This window comes from Paenibacillus sp. RC21, assembly GCF_044907935.1.
GTDB classification, from domain to species: Bacteria; Bacillota; Bacilli; order Paenibacillales; family Paenibacillaceae; genus Paenibacillus; species Paenibacillus terrae_A.
The window spans coordinates 179,266-198,103 of record NZ_JBIYCS010000007.1 but is presented as its reverse complement, the minus strand read 5'-3'; the positions used below and the strand labels follow the sequence as shown (position 1 = coordinate 198,103).

Below are 18,838 nucleotides of genomic sequence, written 5' to 3'. Positions count from 1 at the left end.
GCCTCAACTTTTCGGGTAATGAAATGCTGACAAGTCTTGATGCCAGGGCACCAAGACTTGCTTGCATACAAGCTATTCTGTTATTTGAGCAGGTTTGATGCTACTGCGACCTGATGTTATTTTGCTTTCAGACTCGCTTCATCAAACTGGAATTGAACTGTATACCAGTGATCATATGGCACACCGCCAAGAACTAAACCAGGTACAATGACGTGTGTGTAGGCACTGATTTTCTGAGACAAGTCCCCTGCTTCAAATTGAACGACACGCGTATCGCCAGATGTCGAGATAACTTCTACATCTTTCAGGCTACCATTCTGCTCCACTTGTAGAACAGGCATCCAGGAGCTATTCTTCAAAGTGACTTGAATATAACGCTTGTCTCCCTTTTCAATCAATGTAGCAGGCTTGTCGAGGTATCCATCCATGACGGAAGCTTCGCTTGTTTTATCTTTAAATACGTTGTAATTGATCGTGTATTGCTTCTCGGAAGTGACTGTTTGAGCTGGTTGCTCAACTACAGGTTTCGTTTCAGCCACAGGTGTTGGCGTTTCTGCTGTCCGCTCAGCAGCTGGTGCGGTTGTAGCTGCATTGACTCCCTCACCTTTAAGCGATGCACGGTCAAATTGAATTTGTCCGCCGAACTTCTCATTCAAAATAAATTTCTCAGGCAAGTATACCTGTGTGTACACGCTCAGCTTTTTGTCCAGATCAGGCACTTCAAAAGCGATGGTGCGCGTGTCACCTTTCGTGTTGGAACCAACAACGGTTGGATTGGCATAACGGCCTTCAAAGTCCGTTTGGAACAACTTCAAAGCCTGATTGTCCGTAACGGTTAGATGTGCTTGCACTTTGCCATTCTTCACAACCAGCTTCGCGAGGCTCTGTACAAAAGGAGCCACAAGAGAATCCTTGTCCGTTCCATTCGCCAGCACACGGAAGTTCGCTGTGTACTCTCCATCGGCTAAATTGCTTTTCCCTTTTTCAACTTCGCCTGTCTTTTTATCGTTGTAATACGTTACATCGCTAGTATTGAATTTGAATTCAAAATCATATACCTTCTCCACACGATCCTCAGCCTTGAAGACCATCGGAGCAGCACTCGCTACCTTCGGAGCTTCGTAAACAACCAGTTGGCCTTTTACGTTGTTCTTAAAGTCGCTCACGCTAAAACGAACGTTCTTTGTATTACTTGCTGCATCTTCCTGGGTCACTTCTGCGTCTTTGTAGCCTCCGCTTGCGTTATCCCAAATGCGCAATGCCTTCACTTCATTACTGTTTTGCAGCTTTAGACCTACAAACCGTTTGTCGCCTTCCACGACTAATTGCGCTGGTTCATTGGTGATAAAGCGTTGAGCCGGAGAATCCTCTCCTGTTGTTCCATCAGACAAAACAATGCTGAATTTCAAAACATATTTACCATTGACGAGCTTGTCAAAATCCAATTTAACGATTGGATCTGCCGCTCCTGTAGAGGACGGTTCGACAAAGCTGCGAATGGTAGCAGGCTCGAATTGATACTGCACATCATATACGTGGTCATAAGGGATGCCACCCAATTCCAGACCCGGTACAATGACATGTGTATTAACCGTAACTTTATCCGATAGATCTGCGACTTCAAATTGGACGGTTCTTGTATCTGCAGAGGTCGATTGATCAATAACCTGAGCCTCTGCACCGTTTACCTTGAACGTTTTAATCCAGCTGCTCTTGTCCATTTTGATCTGGATCAAATTTTTGCCGGATTGCTTCAACAGAGTGGCTGGTTTTTGCATATAGCCATCCATCACAGATATTTCATTGCTTCCGTTTTTGAACACAGAGAAATCAATGCTATATTTGCCGTTCTCAGTCCCAGGAGTTGTACCCCCATCCGTTCCTTTAACCGCAATGCTGCTACGGTCGAATTGAAGACGAATCTTATGGTCCATCTCATAAACCGTTCCGTTATAGCTCGTACTTACGTGGACCTGTGCATTCAGAATAGCGTCCAAATCCACCACTTTAAACTTTACAACACGAGTGTCGGCTTTCTTGTCCACACTTACGACATCTGCATCCGTCAACGTTCCGTTTTGTTCCGTTTTAAACTCCGTCACAGTGGCGCTGTCTTTGATCGTAAAGGAAGCTTCATACTTACCCTTTGATACCGTCAACGTTGCTGGAGACAACAAATATTGCGCCATTGCTGATTTTTGATCTTTCGTTGCATGCAATGCATCGAAGTTGATTGAATAAGTTCCATCAGCTAAGGCCTTTCCGGGCGTACCTGGCGTTCCAGGGTCAACCGGGGTTGTTGCCGCTCCTAACTGGAGATCAACATCATAGGTATTTACATAGTTCAATTCAGGCCAGTTGATGCTTACCCATGCGTTCAGCTTGGCAGGCACTTCTTTAACCTCGAATTCAATAACACGTGTATTGGCCGTTTTGTCTTCGCTTACTACGATTGCGTTGGTCAACACTCCGTTTTGTTCTACTTTGAAGCCATCAATTTGCTTGCTGTTTTTCAAAGTGAACTGTACATATTTCTTGCCACTACGTTCAACCAGAGTACCTGGTTTTTCCGTATATCCATCCATCATGGACTTTTCACTTGAACCGTCTTTTAACAGCGTGAAGTCCAGATTTGATGTTACCGGATTTGATCCATTGTCCGTTCCCGGCAGGCTACTTTTGTCAAATTTAAGGCGGATATTATGATCCATTTCATACGGAGTTCCATTAAAACTCGTGCTGATATGCACTTGTGCATTCAAAACGGCATCCAAATCGGCTACTTTGAATTTCACTACGCGAGTATTCGCTGCTTTATCCTCACTCACAATACCCGTGTCCGTCAAAGTTCCATTTTGTTCCGTTTTCAGCTTCGTTACTGTAGTGCTGTCTTTAACAGTAAAGGAAGCTTCATACTGACCCTTTTGCACCGTCAATGTTGCAGGAGACACCAGGTATCTTGCCATCGAAGATGCTTCTTCCTTGGTTGCATGAAGCGTATCGAACTTAATCGAATACGTTCCATCGGCCAAGCCTGATGAGGTTGCAGAACTTAATTGAAGATCCACATTATACGTCTGCACGTAGTTCAATTCAGGCCAATTGATGCTAACCCATGCATTCAGCTTGGCTGGCACTTCTTTGACTTCAAATTCAACAACGCGCGTGTTAGCAGTTTTGTCCTCACTTACCGTGGTAACATCCGCTAATACTCCCTTTTGTTCTACTTTAAAGCCATCAATTTGCTTGCTGTTTTTCAAAGTGAACTGTACATATTTCTTGCCACTACGTTCAACCAGAGTACCTGGTTTTTCCGTATATCCATCCATCATCGACTTTTCATCTGTTCCATCCTTCAAAAGGGTGAAGTTCAAATTAGAACTCGTTACTGAAGGAGATGTACCCGTTTCAGTAATGCTACTCTTGTCGAACTGGAGACGGATCTTATGATCCATTTCATACACAGTTCCTTGAAAACTTGTGCTTACATGTACTTGTGCATTCAGAATAGCGTCCAAATCCGCTACCTTGAATTTCACAATGCGAGTATTGGCTGTCTTGTCCTCACTTACAATATCTGCATCCGTTAGCGTTCCGTTTTGCTCTGTTTTGAACTCCGTCACTGTCGTGCTGTCTTTAATGGTGAAGGAAGCCTCATATTGACCCTTCGTTACCGTCAAAGTCGCCGGAGACATCAGATATTGCGCCATTGACGAAGCTTGATCCTTGGTAGCATGCAGAGTATTGAAGTTAATGGAGTATATTCCATCTGCCAAGGTGGATGGTGACTGTACCGCAGCCAACTGAAGGTCTACATTGTAGGTGCCTACATAGTTTACCTCCGGCCAGTTGATACTTACCCATGCGTTCAACTTGGCAGGCAGTTCCTGGACTTCAAATTCAATCATTCGTGTATTCACAGTTTGATCTTCACTTACTACGGAAGTGTCCGTTAACACCCCATTTTGTTCTACCTTGAAGCCATCAATCTGCTTACTGTTTTTCAATGTAAATTGGGCATATTGTTTACCGTTGCGTTTTATCAGAGCACCCGGTTTCTCCGTATACCCATCCATCGTAGACTTTTCATCTGTTCCATCCTTCAAAAGGATGAAATCCAAATCGGATAGCTTTTCTCCTCCACCAGGAGGCGTTACCGGTGGTGTTACTGGTGGAACAGTTGGATTCTCCGTTGAGTTTTTAAGTCTCAGACTGGAAGGATCAAACTCAATCCATTCCTTCACCGAATAGTCAGGATCAGTATCTACATACCATGGAGAACTGCTATTAAATCCAAACTCCGTATTTACATTTTGATGAAAATCATAAACATCGAAACTTACAGTTCCCGAAGTTTTTCCGGAATCTACTTCTATTTTTGCGGGAACCGTTTCCCCGTTTTGTTCTACCAGAAATTTCGAAAGACCTTGAGCTTCCGCAAACTTAAATGAAAAATGATATTTTCCATCTTGGATTGTCAAATCCCCAGGGAAGGTATAGTTCGTTTTAAAACTCGAATCCCGAGTACTTCCAGTAGAGGTCTTTCTTAAAGGCTTGTAGTCGATAAGATATTCCCCATTAGCATAGGTAGCCGTTGTGGCATTAGCAGGTTCGGTATATGTGCCAGGTGCTTCCTCATAGGTAGCATAGGTTGCACTAGTTACTGTAGTGCTGGAGCTAGACTGATTAGTTTGAGATGACTCATCCTCAGACGCCGCCAGTACATACGGGGAAAATAAAGAAAACAACATTATAATAGCGGCAAATGTCGTAAAATATTTGTTGAATCGGCTTTTCAAAGTGATGTATCCCCCTACTTAAAATATACTCATTTGGAGCTTTGAAACTCCAAATGAGTATTCAGTTCAAATCAATATTTTTACAAAAAAACCTTAAATATCGCTGTCGTCAAATTGGAATTGAACCACATAATCATGATCGTATGGAATACCACCAGTGTATTCTTCAGGCACACTTACATGCAGTTTAACGTTCAATTTTTGGGACGAGCTACTGACAGGGAACTCTACTATTCTTGTATCTCCTGATGTGCTTACCACAGTCGCATTCACATATTGACCATTTTGTTGCGTTTTGAATTCAGTGACCCAAGCACTTTTGGTAATAGCTACTCTCACTTTATTTTGACCATTCGTAACAATTAGAGTGGCTGGTTTTTTTACATAACCATTGGTATCCATGTAGGATTTTTCAGTGGTTCCATCTTTATAAACCGTATAAGGTAACTGATACGTACCGTTAGGCAAAGCCGCATTTGCTTGATTGGAAGAAAATGGGGCTAGTACCACAAAAACAAGCGCAGCCATCAATACAGTAAGCATCACTTTTTTTAAAGACAATTTTTCCATACGGTTCATGATCATGTTCATGTTCTCAGTCTCCTTTTACGTTTTATTTTGGATTAGATTTCGTCGAATTGCAGTTGTACGTCATACTTGCCTGTGTAGCCAATGACTGGAATGGTGATTTCAGCGTAAGCGTTGACTTTAGCATTCAGGTCAGCAACTTCGAATTCCACTACGCGAGTGTTGTTGGCAGTATCAGTGCTTACCACAGTCGCATCTTGCAGTACACCGTTTTGTTCCACTTTGAACGTTGTGATCAGATTGCTGCTTTTCACAGTCAAACGAACAACATTTTTGCCATTAGCTACAATAACCTGAGCTGGTTTCGTCAAATAGCTATCCAGACGGGAGGTTTCATTCGTTTGATCTTTCAGAACGGTATAGTCTACTGCATACGTGCCGTCGGCTGCTGCCGCTTTAGCAGAGAACGGAGCAATAACTGCAAAAACAAGCGCTGTCATGATCAATGCAACGAGTACCTTTTTGAAAGAAAACTGCTCAAAGCGATTCATTACCATATTCATATCTACACACACTCCTCCATTTTTTATGCTTGAATTTATGTTGATTTCATGAACGATAAGATTGCTTGAAATTACTTCTTAGAAGATTTGGTTGATTTCGTTGACTGGACGGCCGCTACTTTTTTGACACTTTTGGAATCAAAAGCGAAGCGAATGGTATAGTCATGATCGTAGTTATACGCAGGGACGGTAACATGAATTTTTGAAATTAGCGGGCTGTTCACAGTTGTTATTGGAAATTGTACAGTGCGGGTATCAGTTTTGGCATCCTTATGAATGACCTTTGTGTCGATGATTTTGCCTTTGTAATCCACTTTAAACCCGGTTGTCCATTCGCTGTGATTCAGCTTGATTTGCATGGTCATTTGGCCTTTTTTCACATACAACTTGGCTGGCTTCTCAAAATAATCATTAGCCATGGATACAGAATCGTTTTCGGCCTTGAGAATATCGTATTTAAGCGTGTATGTACCATCCGCCAATTTTGTAGAAGCCGTAGCGGCTACCACAGATGATGAAGTTGGCCAAAAGCTCAGCACACTGACCAGCAGAAACACAGCAATCATTGCAGAATAACCCTTCCTCATTTTGACAGCAGTCCCTCCCCACGAGAATATAAGTTAATTGATTATCATTCTCAATTGAATTTAAAAAAAAATAGCTCTTCTTGAGCTTTTTCTCCCCACCTTCCCATCCAGAAATTCGCAAAGCCAAGTGAACCCATCACCAATATATCTTACACTTTTCGAATATGTCAATATGTATTTGCGTGTATATAACCCCTTGATATATGCTATATTTTAAGAAAAATTTAGGACACCTTCCTCTATACCAAGAATCCCATCCTCTCCATTTCAGTAAAAAAATTATTTAAAATTTTGGTTTTTTCAATTGACAATTCCTATTGATATTCATTATCATTCTCTTATACATAAATGAAAATGATTATCATTATTGTTTAACTTAAAATTGCAGGAGGAATGACATGAAATCTTATGTGTTGTGGTCATCCGCAGCGCTTTTATTAGCAGTCACCGGATGCAGTAATGGTTCTCCAACGGCAGATCACAAACCAACCACTGTTTCTGTATCTGCCACTTCCGGCACAACAAGCGGTGTGGCGATTCAGGTTACTGATTTTTCAAAGCGGACGTTGGCGTTCCAAGGTATCCCTCAACATATTATTGCGCTCAGCAATGGCGATCTGGATATCATATATGCTTTGGGCGGAACAGCCGTCGGCAGACCCAACTCGAATGGACCTTCCGTCGTGCCTGCTGCTGAAAACGTTCAACAAGTAGGTTCTACTCATGAGGTCGATCTGGAGAAAATTACGATGCTCAAACCGGATGTCGTATTAGGCAATTACCCTATGAATGAGAAGGACATTCCATCTATTGAAGGTGTCGGTTCACAGCTGCTGCTGACAGGGGCCAATTCAGTCAAAGATATTCAGTCGCAAATTACACTCTTCGGGCAATTATTGCAAAAGCAGGCTCAGGCCGTGAAATTGAATCAGCAAATTGACCAACAGGTAGCCACATTACAAAAGGAAACAGCCTCTACCTCCAAACCTAAAGTGCTGCTTGTTTACGGAGCCCCGGCCACATATATGGCGGCATTGCCGAATTCATTAGGCGGAAATATTCTGGAAATGGCTGGCGGTGCTAATATTGCCGCTGATTTTCCGGGCCTGCAAAATTTCCCGCAATACGCGCAGCTAAACACGGAACGCATCGTACAGGCCGACCCTGACTACATCCTGATTATGACCCACGGCAATACGGAAGAGGTCAAAGCCGCATTTATCAAGGAAATGCAGGAAAATGCAGCTTGGAGCGGAATCAAGGCGGTCAAAAACAATCAGGTCGAGGTATTACCCTCAGATCTGTTCGGAACAAATCCGGGCACACGGGTTACTGAGGCACTGGATTTGATGCACCAAAAGCTGTATCCGGCGAAATAAGCGATGAACAAACTACAACGCGCCAGAAGACGCACCATCGCCTGGATTACGCTTCCGATCTTGCTGTTAGCTGTATCCGTGTACGGCCTGGCTTACGGATCGGTGTCGATTCCACTACGAGAAATCAATCAGGTTTTGCTACATAATGATGACTCCACCTATCGCACGATCCTAATGGATCTCCGGCTGCCCAGAGTATTAGTGGGTCTGCTCGTAGGAGCCTGTCTGGCAGCTGCGGGAGCACTTCTTCAGGGAGTCATGAAAAATCCATTGGCTGATCCCGGCATTATTGGTGTATCGGCTGGTGGCGGACTCGCTGCGGTCATTACGATGGTCATGCTTCCACAGCTTAGCTACCTCCTTCCGGTAACTGCCTTTTTGGGGGCCTTCCTGACTGCCGTTGCAATTTACCTGCTGGCTTGGGATCGGGGAGCCTCTCCCGTCAAAATCGTATTAGCGGGTGTTGCGATCAACGCACTGCTGGGCGCGGTCATGAACGGCGTGATGGTCATGTACAGCGACCGCGTGCAAGCGGTTCTCCCTTGGCTATCCGGCGGATTGAACGGACGAAGCTGGCATCATCTGGAGTTCATGGCGCCTTACGCCATCATTGGCTTAATCGCCTCCCTGTTTGCGATCAAGCCTGCCAATTTGCTGCTACTGGGCGACGATTCAGCGCAACTGCTCGGACAGCGTGTAGAGCTTCAGCGGCTGCTCATTATTTTGCTCTCTGCCCTGCTCGCCGGTACGGCAGTCAGTGTAGCGGGGCTGATCGGTTTTGTAGGACTGGTCGTTCCTCATGTAATCCGACTGCTGATTGGGGAGGATTATCGTTTCCTCCTTCCCCTTTCCATTCTGGGCGGCGGGACACTGGTCGTACTGGCGGATACGGTGGCACGTTCCTGGTTTGATCCAATTGAACTGCCTGTAGGTATTTTGCTGGCCGTCATCGGAGCGCCGTTCTTCTTAATCCTGCTCAAGAAACGGGGGAATTTCGGATGACAGCCATTCAGGGTGAGCATATCTCCTTGCAGCGCGGGTATTTCAAGCTGGACGATGTAAACATTACCTTGCCCGCCGGACAGCTCACCGCAATTGTCGGACCCAACGGTTCGGGCAAATCCACGCTTTTGCGGATTATTACCCGGCTACTCAAGCAGGATCAGGGGCAGGTTTCCGTACTGGGCAAGCCCGTGCAGGAGTACAAGCGGCGTGATTTGGCCCAGACGATTACAATGCTGCCGCAAATAAAGGATATGCTGCCGTTATTAACAGTTCGTGAACTGGTCGCTTACGGAAGATCCCCTCATGCCAAAGGCTTGAGGACACGGCATACCGGACAGGATCAGCATATTGTGGACCATGTCATGGAAATCACAGGCATGAAGCCCTATGTGGATCGGATGTTCCATACTCTATCGGGAGGTGAACAACAAAAAGCGCGAATTGCAATGGCTTTGGCCCAACAAACGGGCATTCTTTTGCTCGATGAACCTACCACTTTTCTGGATATCGCCCATCAATTTGAGGTTATGGATATGCTGAGGCGTATCAATCACGAGTCCGGCTTGACGATTGTTATGGTACTGCATGATTTGCAGCAAGCTGCGGCCTATTGTCATCATATGATTGCGCTTAAAAGGGGACGAATCGCCATGGCTGGCGAACCCCGTCAGATTTTGACGTCTGCTTTTCTTCGCGACATTTATGAAATGAACGCTACAATCAAATTTGAGGGTGGCTATCCGGTCATTATACCGACCATACCACATCATTCAGGAGGAATTTAATATGGTTATTGTTACAAACACATCTAAAATCACCCCGGGCAATGCCCACCTGCTCATCGAACGCTTTAACAAAGAAGGCAAAGTGGAGAAAATGGAAGGCTTCCTCGGTTTGGAAGTACTGCTCACTGAAAACACAAAAGATTATGAGGAAGTAACGATTAGCACACGCTGGAAGGAAAAAGAGAACTTCCAAGGCTGGACCAAAAGCGAAGCTTTCCGTGAATCACACAGCCACCGCCAAATTCCGGACTATATTTTAGAAAATAAAATTACGTTTTATGAAGTCAAAATCGTGCGGCATCCCATTACCAACACCGATTCCGATTCCTTTCTGGTGAACGATACCGAAGCGGTTTAATCCTGTAACACAGCGACAGACTTGTCTGCCTGCACCTTTTCACTCATTCAAAAACAGCCATAAAAAGCGACTCCGCAGACCATTGTCCGCAGAGTCGCTTTTTATGTGAGATCCTCAGATTGTAGTTGAACAGCGGCTTTGAATTTTCAGCGTCTCACCGTGTCCCAGTATATGAATGCGCTCCTTGGCGATGCCCAAGCGTTCACGCTCCGCTTCGAGACGATCCAGCGCCTCTCTCGGCGTATCATCCGCCAGCTTAAAGGCTCCGTAATGCATCGGGATCATCTGATCCGCGCCGCAATCCACGAACCCCTGCAACGCCTCCTCCGGTGTCACATGCTGCGAAGTCATGAACCATTCCGGCTCATATGCACCAATCGGCATAAAGGTCAGGTCAATGTCAAAGCGCTCGCCAACCTCCTTAAAGCCACGAAAATATCCGGTATCTCCCACAAAGTACAACGTCGGTGCAGCTGCCGTATCTGAATTAGAATCCGTTTCTGTGACGGACGTGCCAGAGCCAATCACCTGCTGCTCACTTTGCAGCACGTATCCTCCCCAATGCGAAGTATTCGTATCAAACGGCGTACGCCGCGTCCAATGCTGGGCCGGAACAAACGTGAAGCGCACCCCGCCTATCGTAAAATGATCCCACCATTTCAGCTCATAGCAGTTACGGAAGCCTTTGTGGACCATTTTCGACTTTAACCCCGAAGGTATAAGCATCAGCGTATCTGCACGATACAATTTGCGCAACGATTCCATATGCAAATGATCATAATGCGAATGAGACAGCAGAATGATGTCCAACGGCGGTACATCCTGAATGCGGATGCCGGGCGGAGCCAGTCTTTTGTCAAATGCCATACGTTCAGCCCACACCGGATCCGTAACGATGTTCAGTCCAAGATACTGGATGAAAAAGGTAGAATGCCCCACCCAGGTCGCCGTCGTCGTTTCCCGGTTACTGTGCAAAAACTCCAGCTCCGGGGGATGGTTCGGAACAACGAACGTATAATCCTTCGTTTTGCTGCGGCGCTCCTGCCGCCATTGTCTGAATTGCTTGAGTGTTTTATCCGTGTTGACATGATCCATGTTGTTAAAACGAACTTTGGGCATGATGTAACTCCTCCCCTGATGGACCCGTTCTCCAAAGAAACCGAAACGGTTCAATTCATTTATATATTACACGCGAGTGTGAACATCAAATGATGCAACATGCTGGTGTATGTAAAGTATAATTCAATCCGCCTTTTACATGCAAAAATGGACCCTCCCCCATCAATCAGGAAGGGCCATCTCAGATGCTGCTGTCAGTCCTGTGGATTTTTAAAGCGTGCCGAGTACATAAACAGAAACACAATCGCCACCACAATAATAATAGGCGACTCATACATGATCGTAAAATGCTCGAAAGCAGCCATTTGTACTCACCCTTTCTTCCCTGCTTGTCCTCGCACATAATCCGCATCGAACAGGAACAGTCTCAAGATCAGGATCAGTGACGGAATCAGCACCAGCAGCCCCGCACTAAACGCCGTAATCAATGCATACGCCATGGCGGAGTTCGTAAAGCTGTGATGCACATTAATGTAGGGATACAAAACATACGGCAAATGCGAGCGGCCATAGCCATACCAGGCAAATGCAAATTGCAGCATGACCAGAATAAAGGAGGTTCCGAGATGACGCCGTCGCCATACCAGATAGACAGCTCCGACAAAGCAGACGAAGGAGGCGACAAACATCCATGCCATGTTCAGCATATTGGCAAAGTGGTCTGGATTTTGTTTGTTAATCTGAAAAAATGCGAGCAGACTCGCCACAATCGTTGGGCCGCTCCAGAGCAGCGCATATCCACGCACGATTTCAAAAGCGACCTTGTCTCCCGCCCTTTTGGCATAATAGGACAGAAACATCGCCGAGATATACAGCACACTCACCAGCGCCAGGAAAATAACCGCCCACGTATAGGAATTACTTAATAACTCACCCCATCGCAGATGAACACCTGTGCTGTTTTCCACAATAATGCCGCCTTCCGAAATGGCGAGGACCGTCGACAGCGCCGCCGGAATCAGCAGCCCTGTCGCACCGTACAATGCCATGTAGACGATATTATTTGTACCGGAATATCCATACGTATTGTACGCATAATACACCCCGCGGATCGCGAGAAGCACAATTGCAATACTGCCGGGAACGAGCAGCGCTGTGCCATAGTAATAAGCCGCATCCGGGAAGAAACCATTCAGTCCCACCACGAAAAAAATGAGAAATACGTTCGTTACCTCCCACACCGGCGATAAATACCGCTGAATAATGTTGTGGATTTTGTTCTGGTGACCTGTCAGCACACTGTAAAAGCTGAAAAAGCCTGCGCCAAAATCAATAGATGCCACAATCAAATAACCGAACAGGAAGGTCCATAAAATGGCGATACCGACAATTTCATAGCTCACTTCCCTTCAGCCCCTTCCAGACCCAGCTGCTTTAGTTCTTCCACTGCATCTTTATTTCGGAACAGCTTGCTGAGAACCTTAATGGCCGAGAAGCACAACACGAGATACAAAATGATAAACATCACGAGCATCCATCCCACACTGGTGGAGGTGGTCGCTGCTTCGGACACCTTCATATAGCCGCGCAAAATCCACGGCTGCCTGCCAACCTCCGCGAACATCCAGCCCAGCTCAATGGCTACCATAGCCATCGGCCCCACCAGAATGAGTGCCAGCAGCAGCCATTTGGGGTATGGTTTGCGTCCTGGCAAACGTTTGCGAATCAGATACAACAGCGGAATGACGAGAATCAGCACTCCAGTCGTGATTTTGAGATCGAACATATAGTGGATAGACAGCGGCGGACGCTGATCCACAGGATAATCATTCAGTCCCTTGACCTCCGTACTGGGCAGGTTCCCGGCTAAAACACTAAGCGCATAAGGCACTTTCAGGGCATACTTGATATCTCCGTTCTTGTCCATATAGCCGCCATATACGAAAGGAGCGTGCGTCATTGTATCAAAATGCCATTCGGCGGCAGCCAGCTTTTCCGGCTGATATTTAGCCAGGAATTTACCGGAAGCGTCTCCGATCATCACGGTGCTGATGGCAAATACAATGGTGCAGGTGGCGGTCAGCTTCAGCGCTTTTTTAAAATACGGGTGGTTACGCCCCCGCAACATACTATAGGCAGCCAGTCCCATCAGCAGCCCGGCGCTCAACGTATACGAAGAAGCCAGCACATGAGAAACTTTGGTGGGCGTGGCCGGATTCAGCATGGCCTGGATGGGATGAATATCTGTCATGACTCCATTTTTAAGTGTAAAGCCTTGAGGCTGGTTCATGAACGAGTTCACAGTTGTAATAAAAACCGCTGATGCAGATGAGGCAATCGCTACCGGAATGAGCAGCATCAGGTGAAAATATTTGCTTTTAAACCGATCCCAGGTGTACAAGTAGATACCCAGAAAAATGGCTTCAATGAAAAAAGCAAACGTCTCCAAAAACAGGGGCAGCGCAATCGCTTGTCCAGCCACCCGCATAAAGGTAGGCCAAAGCAAGCTGAGTTGCAGTCCAATGGAAGTACCTGTGACGACACCTACGGCAACGGTGATGACAAACCCCCGCGCCCACCGTCGGGCCAGCAGCGTATAGTGCGGATCACCAGTTCGCAGCCCGCGCCATTCCGCGAGCGCAATCATCAAAGGCACGCCAACGCCAATGGATGCAAATACAATATGAACAAACAGGGTAATTCCGGTCAACATCCGGCTTAGCAATACGGGGTCCAGTGAAGACAAATGGTACTCACTCCTTCATTTCACATTTTAAATAGAAAGCACGTGTATATTATTCCTTTGGATTAAGATCTAGGGAGTCAGGCGGGCTATACTTTTAATGACTGCGTACAGCATAATAGCCGCTATCACAATACACACAATAATGAGCGTCCTTTCCTGCTTGCGGAACATAGGAACGCCTCCTTTACTCGTCGTTTGGAGCATGGGGAGAACACATCTTAGTCTAGCTAAATTTTGTTATTTTTAACCATGCTGCCGTTATAAATTTAGCAGGATTCCATTTTGAATATTGCCATGTGCATTCGAATCGTTCTGGGCAGCTACTTTTTAGCCTCATTAGTGTGAGATTTATCATTGTATTTTCATCAAAATGACGAACTCCCTCTTTGGAGACGTTCATAGAATGAGGTACAATACAGATAAGCTATATATGGAGAACTTTTGAATAGGAGGCTATACCGAGCTATGAAAATAACATCTATCGAGCCAACTCCCAGTCCGAACACCATGATGCTGCATCTGGATGAGCGGCTGGAAGCGGGCATTCGCAGAACATATACACGGGATAATGAACGCTCCGCTCCCCCATTTATCCGGCGTATGCTAGGCATTGAAGGAGTCAAAAGCGTGTTTCATACGACGGATTTTGTAGCCCTTGACCGCAAAGGGAACGCAGATTGGTCTACCATTCTGGGTCAGGTTCGGGACCAGCTAGGCGAGGAAGGCGCAGACGCCAATTGGGACTTGCCGGAGGAAACCTCAGGGGAAGCGTTTGGTGAGGCACAGGTATTTGTGCAATTTTTCCGGGGCATTCCGATGCAAATCCGGGTCAAGGCGGGCCAGCAGGAGGAACGGATTTCCTTGTCCGACCGTTTCGTGCAGGCTGTAACCCGGGTAGCCAGCGCGACGCTGATCAAGGAGCGCAAGCTGAGCGATTACGGCGTCCGCTACGGAGATCTGCCGGATATCGCACGCGAGGTGGAGCAGGAGCTGGAGGCGGCCTTCCCGCAGGAGCGGCTGGAGCAGATTATCCAGCAGGCGATTGCCCACGGCGCGGACAACAGCGAATTCGTGGAGGAACGTCGCGAATGGAGCGATGCTGAGCTGGAGCAGGCCCTGGCGCACGAGGATTGGCGTACCCGCTACGCCGCGCTGGATCGGTTGGAGCCGACGCCTGAGCATTTGCCGCTCATCCGCCAAGCGCTGCATGACGACAAAATGCAGCTACGGCGGCTGGGGGTCGTCTATCTGGGCGATCTGCGCACACCGGAGGCGATGGAGCTGCTGTTCGAGGCGCTACGCGATCCTTCAGCGGCCGTACGCCGTACGGCGGGCGATACGCTGTCGGATATCGGCGACCCGGCGGCTACCGAAGCTATGATCGGAGCCTTGTCAGATAACAGCAAGCTGGTTCGCTGGCGGGCTGCCCGCTTTTTGTACGAGGTCGGCACCGAGGACGCGCGTGACGCGCTGGAGAAGGCTGTAGATGACCCCGAATTCGAGGTCAGTCTACAGGCCAAAATGGCGCTGGAGCGCATTGAGTCAGGCGAGCAAGCCGCAGGTACGGTTTGGCAGCAGATGGCCAAGCGTAACTCTTGATTTATGATTTTACGACTGGACCTTCAAAAAATTGTCGATTGTCAGAAGATGTACAGGTACGATATACTTTAGTTTGCTATACAATAACATATCATGTCATACACCTCATCAACCCTGTTTTATGATGAGGTAGAGGTCGCGGATGTAATCAGTACACCGGAGGAGACGCCAAGAGCCGTCTGTGATTCCTGTGGAAAGGTACACCCGCCGAAGTATGCGGAGCCGACTCTTTGTAATACTCCGAATGCTGGGGCTGCTGACCGAAAGGAGCAGAACTGTCACGCGATGTCCTGACACAGACACGTGTGTTGAGCTATCTTGTTATAGAAGAAGGTATGGTGCGGAATGCATAGACAAGACCGCAGGCGTATTCCCTGCGGTCTTTTGACGTTTGTAATCCCCCTCCTTCAGGCTCTTGCCCTGACATGAAATACTATTTCATGAAGGAGTGTTTGAACGTGCAACACAAAGCAACACCTGCCGCAACCTTGCGGAAAAGTCTCAAAGCCCGACATATGACGATGATCGCCCTTGGGGGCTCCATCGGAACAGGCCTGTTCCTTGCCAGTGGAGGCGCGGTTGCAGAAGCCGGACCCGGAGGTGCCCTGCTGGCTTATGCAGCGGTCGGCCTCATGGTTTACTTCCTGATGACCAGCCTCGGTGAGCTGGCTACGTTTATGCCTGAATCCGGCTCTTTTAATACCTATGCAGGCCGCTTCGTCGATCCGGCTTTTGGTTTCGCCATGGGCTGGAACTTCTGGTACAACTGGGCCGTGACGATTGCCGCAGAGTTGGCAGCGGCGACCGTGCTGATCAAATACTGGTTTCCCGAAAGTCACTCCGCTTGGTGGAGTTTGTTATTTCTGGCCGTGATCTTCGCGTTGAACGCGCTGACAGTCAAAGGCTACGGTGAATCCGAATACTGGTTCGCCATGATTAAAATTGTGACCGTGGTTATCTTTCTCGCCGTGGGTGTGCTGATGATCTTCGGCATTATGGGAGGTCCAGCCATTGGCTTCGCTAACTTCACTGTGGGCGATGCCCCGTTCCACGGCGGATTTTTCGCCGTATTGGGCGTATTCATGGCCGCAGGCTTTTCCTTTCAGGGAACCGAGCTGATCGGGGTAGCCGCCGGAGAGAGCGAAAACCCGCGTGAAAATGTGCCTCGCGCCATCCGTCAAATCTTTTGGCGCATCCTGTTCTTTTATATTCTGGCGATTCTCGTCATTGGATTGATTATTCCGTACACCAATCCGAATTTGCTGCGGGGAGATATCAGTGACATCGGGGTCAGCCCGTTCACACTGGTATTTGAAAAAGCGGGGCTTGCGATTGCCGCCTCCGTTATGAACGCCGTTATTTTGACTTCCGTATTGTCGGCAGGTAATTCCGGGATGTACGCGGCAACACGTGTATTGTACGCTTTGGCACGGGAAGGCAAAGCCCCCCGTTTCCTCGGACATATCAATCGGCGCGGCATTCCCATGAATGCACTGCTGATCACGACCGCTGTCGGTATGCTGGCCTTCCTCGCCTCCCTGTATGGGGACGGTGTGGTGTACAACTGGCTGCTAAATGCTTCCGGGATGTGCGGATTTATTACATGGGTCGGTATTGCGGTCAGCCATTATCGTTTCCGCCGTGCCTTTACAGCACAGGGTCGCAGTCTGAGTGAGCTTCCGTACAAAGCCCGCTGGTTCCCGTTTGGTCCCTTATTTGCCTTCGCACTATGTATCATCGTGATTATCGGGCAAGGTGCCGATGCCTTTACCGGGCAAGCCATTGACTGGAAAACGATGATCGCTACGTACATGAGTGTGCCGCTATTCCTTCTTCTGTGGCTCGGCTACAAATGGATCAAGCGTACCAAAATCGTTCCACTAAACGAGTGTGATTTGGACCCGGATGCGTCTTCCGGTAAATAAACAATAGTAAAAAAGCCCGTCTCCGGGCATATACAGGTGGAAATGCGGATGAACGGTCCTATGGATCAGATCAGGTTCATCAGCATCTTCTCCCTGATATGTGGAGATGGGCTTTTTTTCTGTTATTCGGAAGAAGAAGCAATCGGAGCTGTCAAAGACATAGACAAGGCACGACGGCTAAAGATGCCATAAATCACAGCAATCAGCGTCAGCAGTGCAGAAAACAAGTACAAATTAACGATGCCCAGATGATCTGCAATCCAGCCCATCAGCAATAGCGAGATGCAAAACGTCATGCTCGTCAGCGTAGCCTGTGCGGATAGCACCTTGGGTAAATCGTGCACAGATACACTCATTTGCATCATCGTACGGCGGGATACGACGGACATTTCCGCAGGCAATCCCATCAACAGTACGATCAGCAGCGTCAGCGGCGGTAATGTGTTAAGCGCATACCAAGCCGTTAACAGTCCATAGCAAGCCATCCCCACCAGCATCGCGGGCAGCAGTCTGCGCTGTAAATACTTGACACTAGCGAGAACAATGATCCCGCCGCCAATCGCGCCTGCAAAATACGCCGCATTAATGTATCCCCACCATGCCTCGCTTTTGTGCAACACCTGCTGAGCGAAGGCAAGCGTGAATGCTCCTACCCAAACCGAACCACCCAGCAGGTCGATCATATCCATAAAAATAAGAGCTTTGAGCCTTCGGCTGGCTCCGATAAGACTCCACCCTTCGCGCAATATTTCCTTTTTGCGCTTGGGAGGTAACGCCGGGCTCTCCGACTCCGGGCCATACAGTGTATCTTCCAACTGTGCGGGCGATGTTGAAGCCAAAACGTCTCCGCTTCGCACCCGAGTTCCGGGTTGCAGTAAATAATGGGCTTTGCCCTCTAGCGGATCACGGATCAAGCTGGTAAAGATCAGGGCCACCGTATACAGCCCGCAAGCGACCAGCAGTGTTTTTTCCGAGCCCATCACGGCGACGAGCACACCGCTAAGCCCCCATCCGGCCAATTGCACTGTCTGATCGCTGACCGATACGAGACTGTTCGCACGCATCAACCCTTCCCCGGACGCAAGGCGCGGAATCAGCGCATTACGTGCAGGTGTGGTCCAACCGTCCAGAAAGGACATCGCTGCTACCAGTGTAAACACAAGCACCCATACCGGGTTTGTGCCCGCTGACCACAAATGCCCCAACAGGAGAGCGAAGAAAGCCAGTTGGCCAAATTGGGAAACGAACAGAATAAATGGAAGCTGGAATCGGGCCAATATCAGCGGTGCTAAAAAGCCGCTAATCATCTGTGCGCCCATTCGCAACAACGGAACGAGAACCGAGGAAAAGATCGAATTCGTTTCATGAAACACCAGAGAAACCAGCGCCATGATATAAAGAATATCGGCCGCATTCGACATCGTCTGCGTGCCGAGCAGATAAGTAAAAGAACGCTTATGCATATGAATAAAATACTCCCTTATGAATGTAGCTTTTTCTATTGC

15 protein-coding genes and 1 riboswitch are annotated in these 18,838 nt (G+C 47.7%); of the genes, 6 read left to right on the top strand and 9 right to left on the bottom strand.

Going from position 1 to position 18,838, the window contains the following annotated elements; translation table 11 throughout:
• Positions 1-116 precede the first annotated feature (116 nt).
• From ABIA61_RS21110 to isdC, 4 genes are all read right to left on the bottom strand, one after another.
• On the bottom strand, positions 117-4,799 hold the full coding sequence (locus ABIA61_RS21110) for an NEAT domain-containing protein (protein ID WP_404581226.1): 4,683 nt from the start codon (positions 4,797-4,799) through the stop codon (positions 117-119).
• 93 nt (positions 4,800-4,892) lie between these two features.
• A complete protein-coding gene (locus ABIA61_RS21105) occupies positions 4,893-5,390 on the bottom strand; it encodes an NEAT domain-containing protein (protein ID WP_404520792.1) in 498 nt (165 codons plus the stop codon).
• Positions 5,391-5,422: 32 nt separating this feature from the next.
• Positions 5,423-5,890 carry an NEAT domain-containing protein gene (locus ABIA61_RS21100; RefSeq protein WP_404520791.1) on the bottom strand — a complete coding sequence of 156 codons (468 nt, stop codon included), beginning with the start codon at positions 5,888-5,890 and terminating at the stop codon, positions 5,423-5,425.
• A gap of 71 nt (positions 5,891-5,961) precedes the next feature.
• Positions 5,962-6,477, bottom strand: coding sequence for a heme uptake protein IsdC (isdC, locus tag ABIA61_RS21095; protein ID WP_283653305.1), 516 nt, complete (start codon positions 6,475-6,477; stop codon positions 5,962-5,964).
• 398 nt (positions 6,478-6,875) lie between these two features.
• On the opposite strand from isdC, the gene ABIA61_RS21090 reads away from it, so the two are divergent.
• Genes ABIA61_RS21090 through isdG form a run of 4 tightly spaced genes read left to right on the top strand, consistent with a single transcriptional unit; the run spans position 6,876 to position 10,004 of the window.
• On the top strand, positions 6,876-7,856 hold the full coding sequence (locus ABIA61_RS21090; protein WP_404520790.1) for an ABC transporter substrate-binding protein: 981 nt from the start codon (positions 6,876-6,878) through the stop codon (positions 7,854-7,856).
• Between the two features lie 3 nt (positions 7,857-7,859).
• Positions 7,860-8,858, top strand: coding sequence for a FecCD family ABC transporter permease (locus ABIA61_RS21085; protein ID WP_283653307.1), 999 nt, complete (start codon positions 7,860-7,862; stop codon positions 8,856-8,858).
• Positions 8,855-9,646, top strand: coding sequence for an ABC transporter ATP-binding protein (locus ABIA61_RS21080; RefSeq protein WP_404520789.1), 792 nt, complete (start codon positions 8,855-8,857; stop codon positions 9,644-9,646). Before ABIA61_RS21085 ends, ABIA61_RS21080 begins: the two co-directional genes overlap by 4 nt.
• A gap of 1 nt (position 9,647) precedes the next feature.
• Entirely contained in the window at positions 9,648-10,004 is a 357-nt protein-coding gene (gene isdG / locus ABIA61_RS21075; RefSeq protein ID WP_404520788.1) for a heme oxygenase, read from the top strand.
• 114 nt (positions 10,005-10,118) lie between these two features.
• Here isdG and ABIA61_RS21070 read toward each other — a convergent pair whose 3' ends face one another.
• From ABIA61_RS21070 to ABIA61_RS21055, 4 genes are all read right to left on the bottom strand, one after another.
• The gene (locus tag ABIA61_RS21070; RefSeq protein WP_404520787.1) at positions 10,119-11,123 is read right to left on the bottom strand and encodes an MBL fold metallo-hydrolase; all 1,005 of its coding nucleotides are present in this window, start codon (positions 11,121-11,123) and stop codon (positions 10,119-10,121) included.
• A gap of 194 nt (positions 11,124-11,317) precedes the next feature.
• Positions 11,318-11,428, bottom strand: a complete 111-nt coding sequence (cydS, locus tag ABIA61_RS21065) for a cytochrome bd oxidase small subunit CydS family protein (RefSeq protein WP_404520786.1) — start codon at positions 11,426-11,428, stop codon at positions 11,318-11,320.
• Between the two features lie 6 nt (positions 11,429-11,434).
• Positions 11,435-12,466, bottom strand: coding sequence for a cytochrome d ubiquinol oxidase subunit II (locus ABIA61_RS21060; protein WP_404520785.1), 1,032 nt, complete (start codon positions 12,464-12,466; stop codon positions 11,435-11,437).
• On the bottom strand, positions 12,463-13,809 hold the full coding sequence (locus ABIA61_RS21055; protein WP_283653311.1) for a cytochrome ubiquinol oxidase subunit I: 1,347 nt from the start codon (positions 13,807-13,809) through the stop codon (positions 12,463-12,465). The genes ABIA61_RS21060 and ABIA61_RS21055 overlap by 4 nt, the downstream gene beginning before the upstream one ends.
• 465 nt (positions 13,810-14,274) lie before the next feature.
• Here ABIA61_RS21055 and ABIA61_RS21050 point away from each other — a divergent pair, with 465 nt between their 5' ends.
• Both ABIA61_RS21050 and ABIA61_RS21045 read left to right on the top strand, forming a co-directional pair.
• A complete protein-coding gene (locus ABIA61_RS21050) occupies positions 14,275-15,408 on the top strand; it encodes a virulence factor (protein WP_283653312.1) in 1,134 nt (377 codons plus the stop codon).
• A 122-nt stretch (positions 15,409-15,530) separates the two neighbouring features.
• Positions 15,531-15,732: riboswitch (Lysine riboswitch) on the top strand.
• Between the two features lie 134 nt (positions 15,733-15,866).
• Entirely contained in the window at positions 15,867-17,333 is a 1,467-nt protein-coding gene (locus tag ABIA61_RS21045) for an amino acid permease (protein WP_149095171.1), read from the top strand.
• A 122-nt stretch (positions 17,334-17,455) separates the two neighbouring features.
• Here ABIA61_RS21045 and ABIA61_RS21040 read toward each other — a convergent pair whose 3' ends face one another.
• Positions 17,456-18,796 (bottom strand): MFS transporter, encoded by a 1,341-nt coding sequence (locus tag ABIA61_RS21040; protein ID WP_404581225.1) that lies wholly within the window; start codon positions 18,794-18,796, stop codon positions 17,456-17,458.
• Positions 18,797-18,838: the final 42 nt, after the last annotated feature.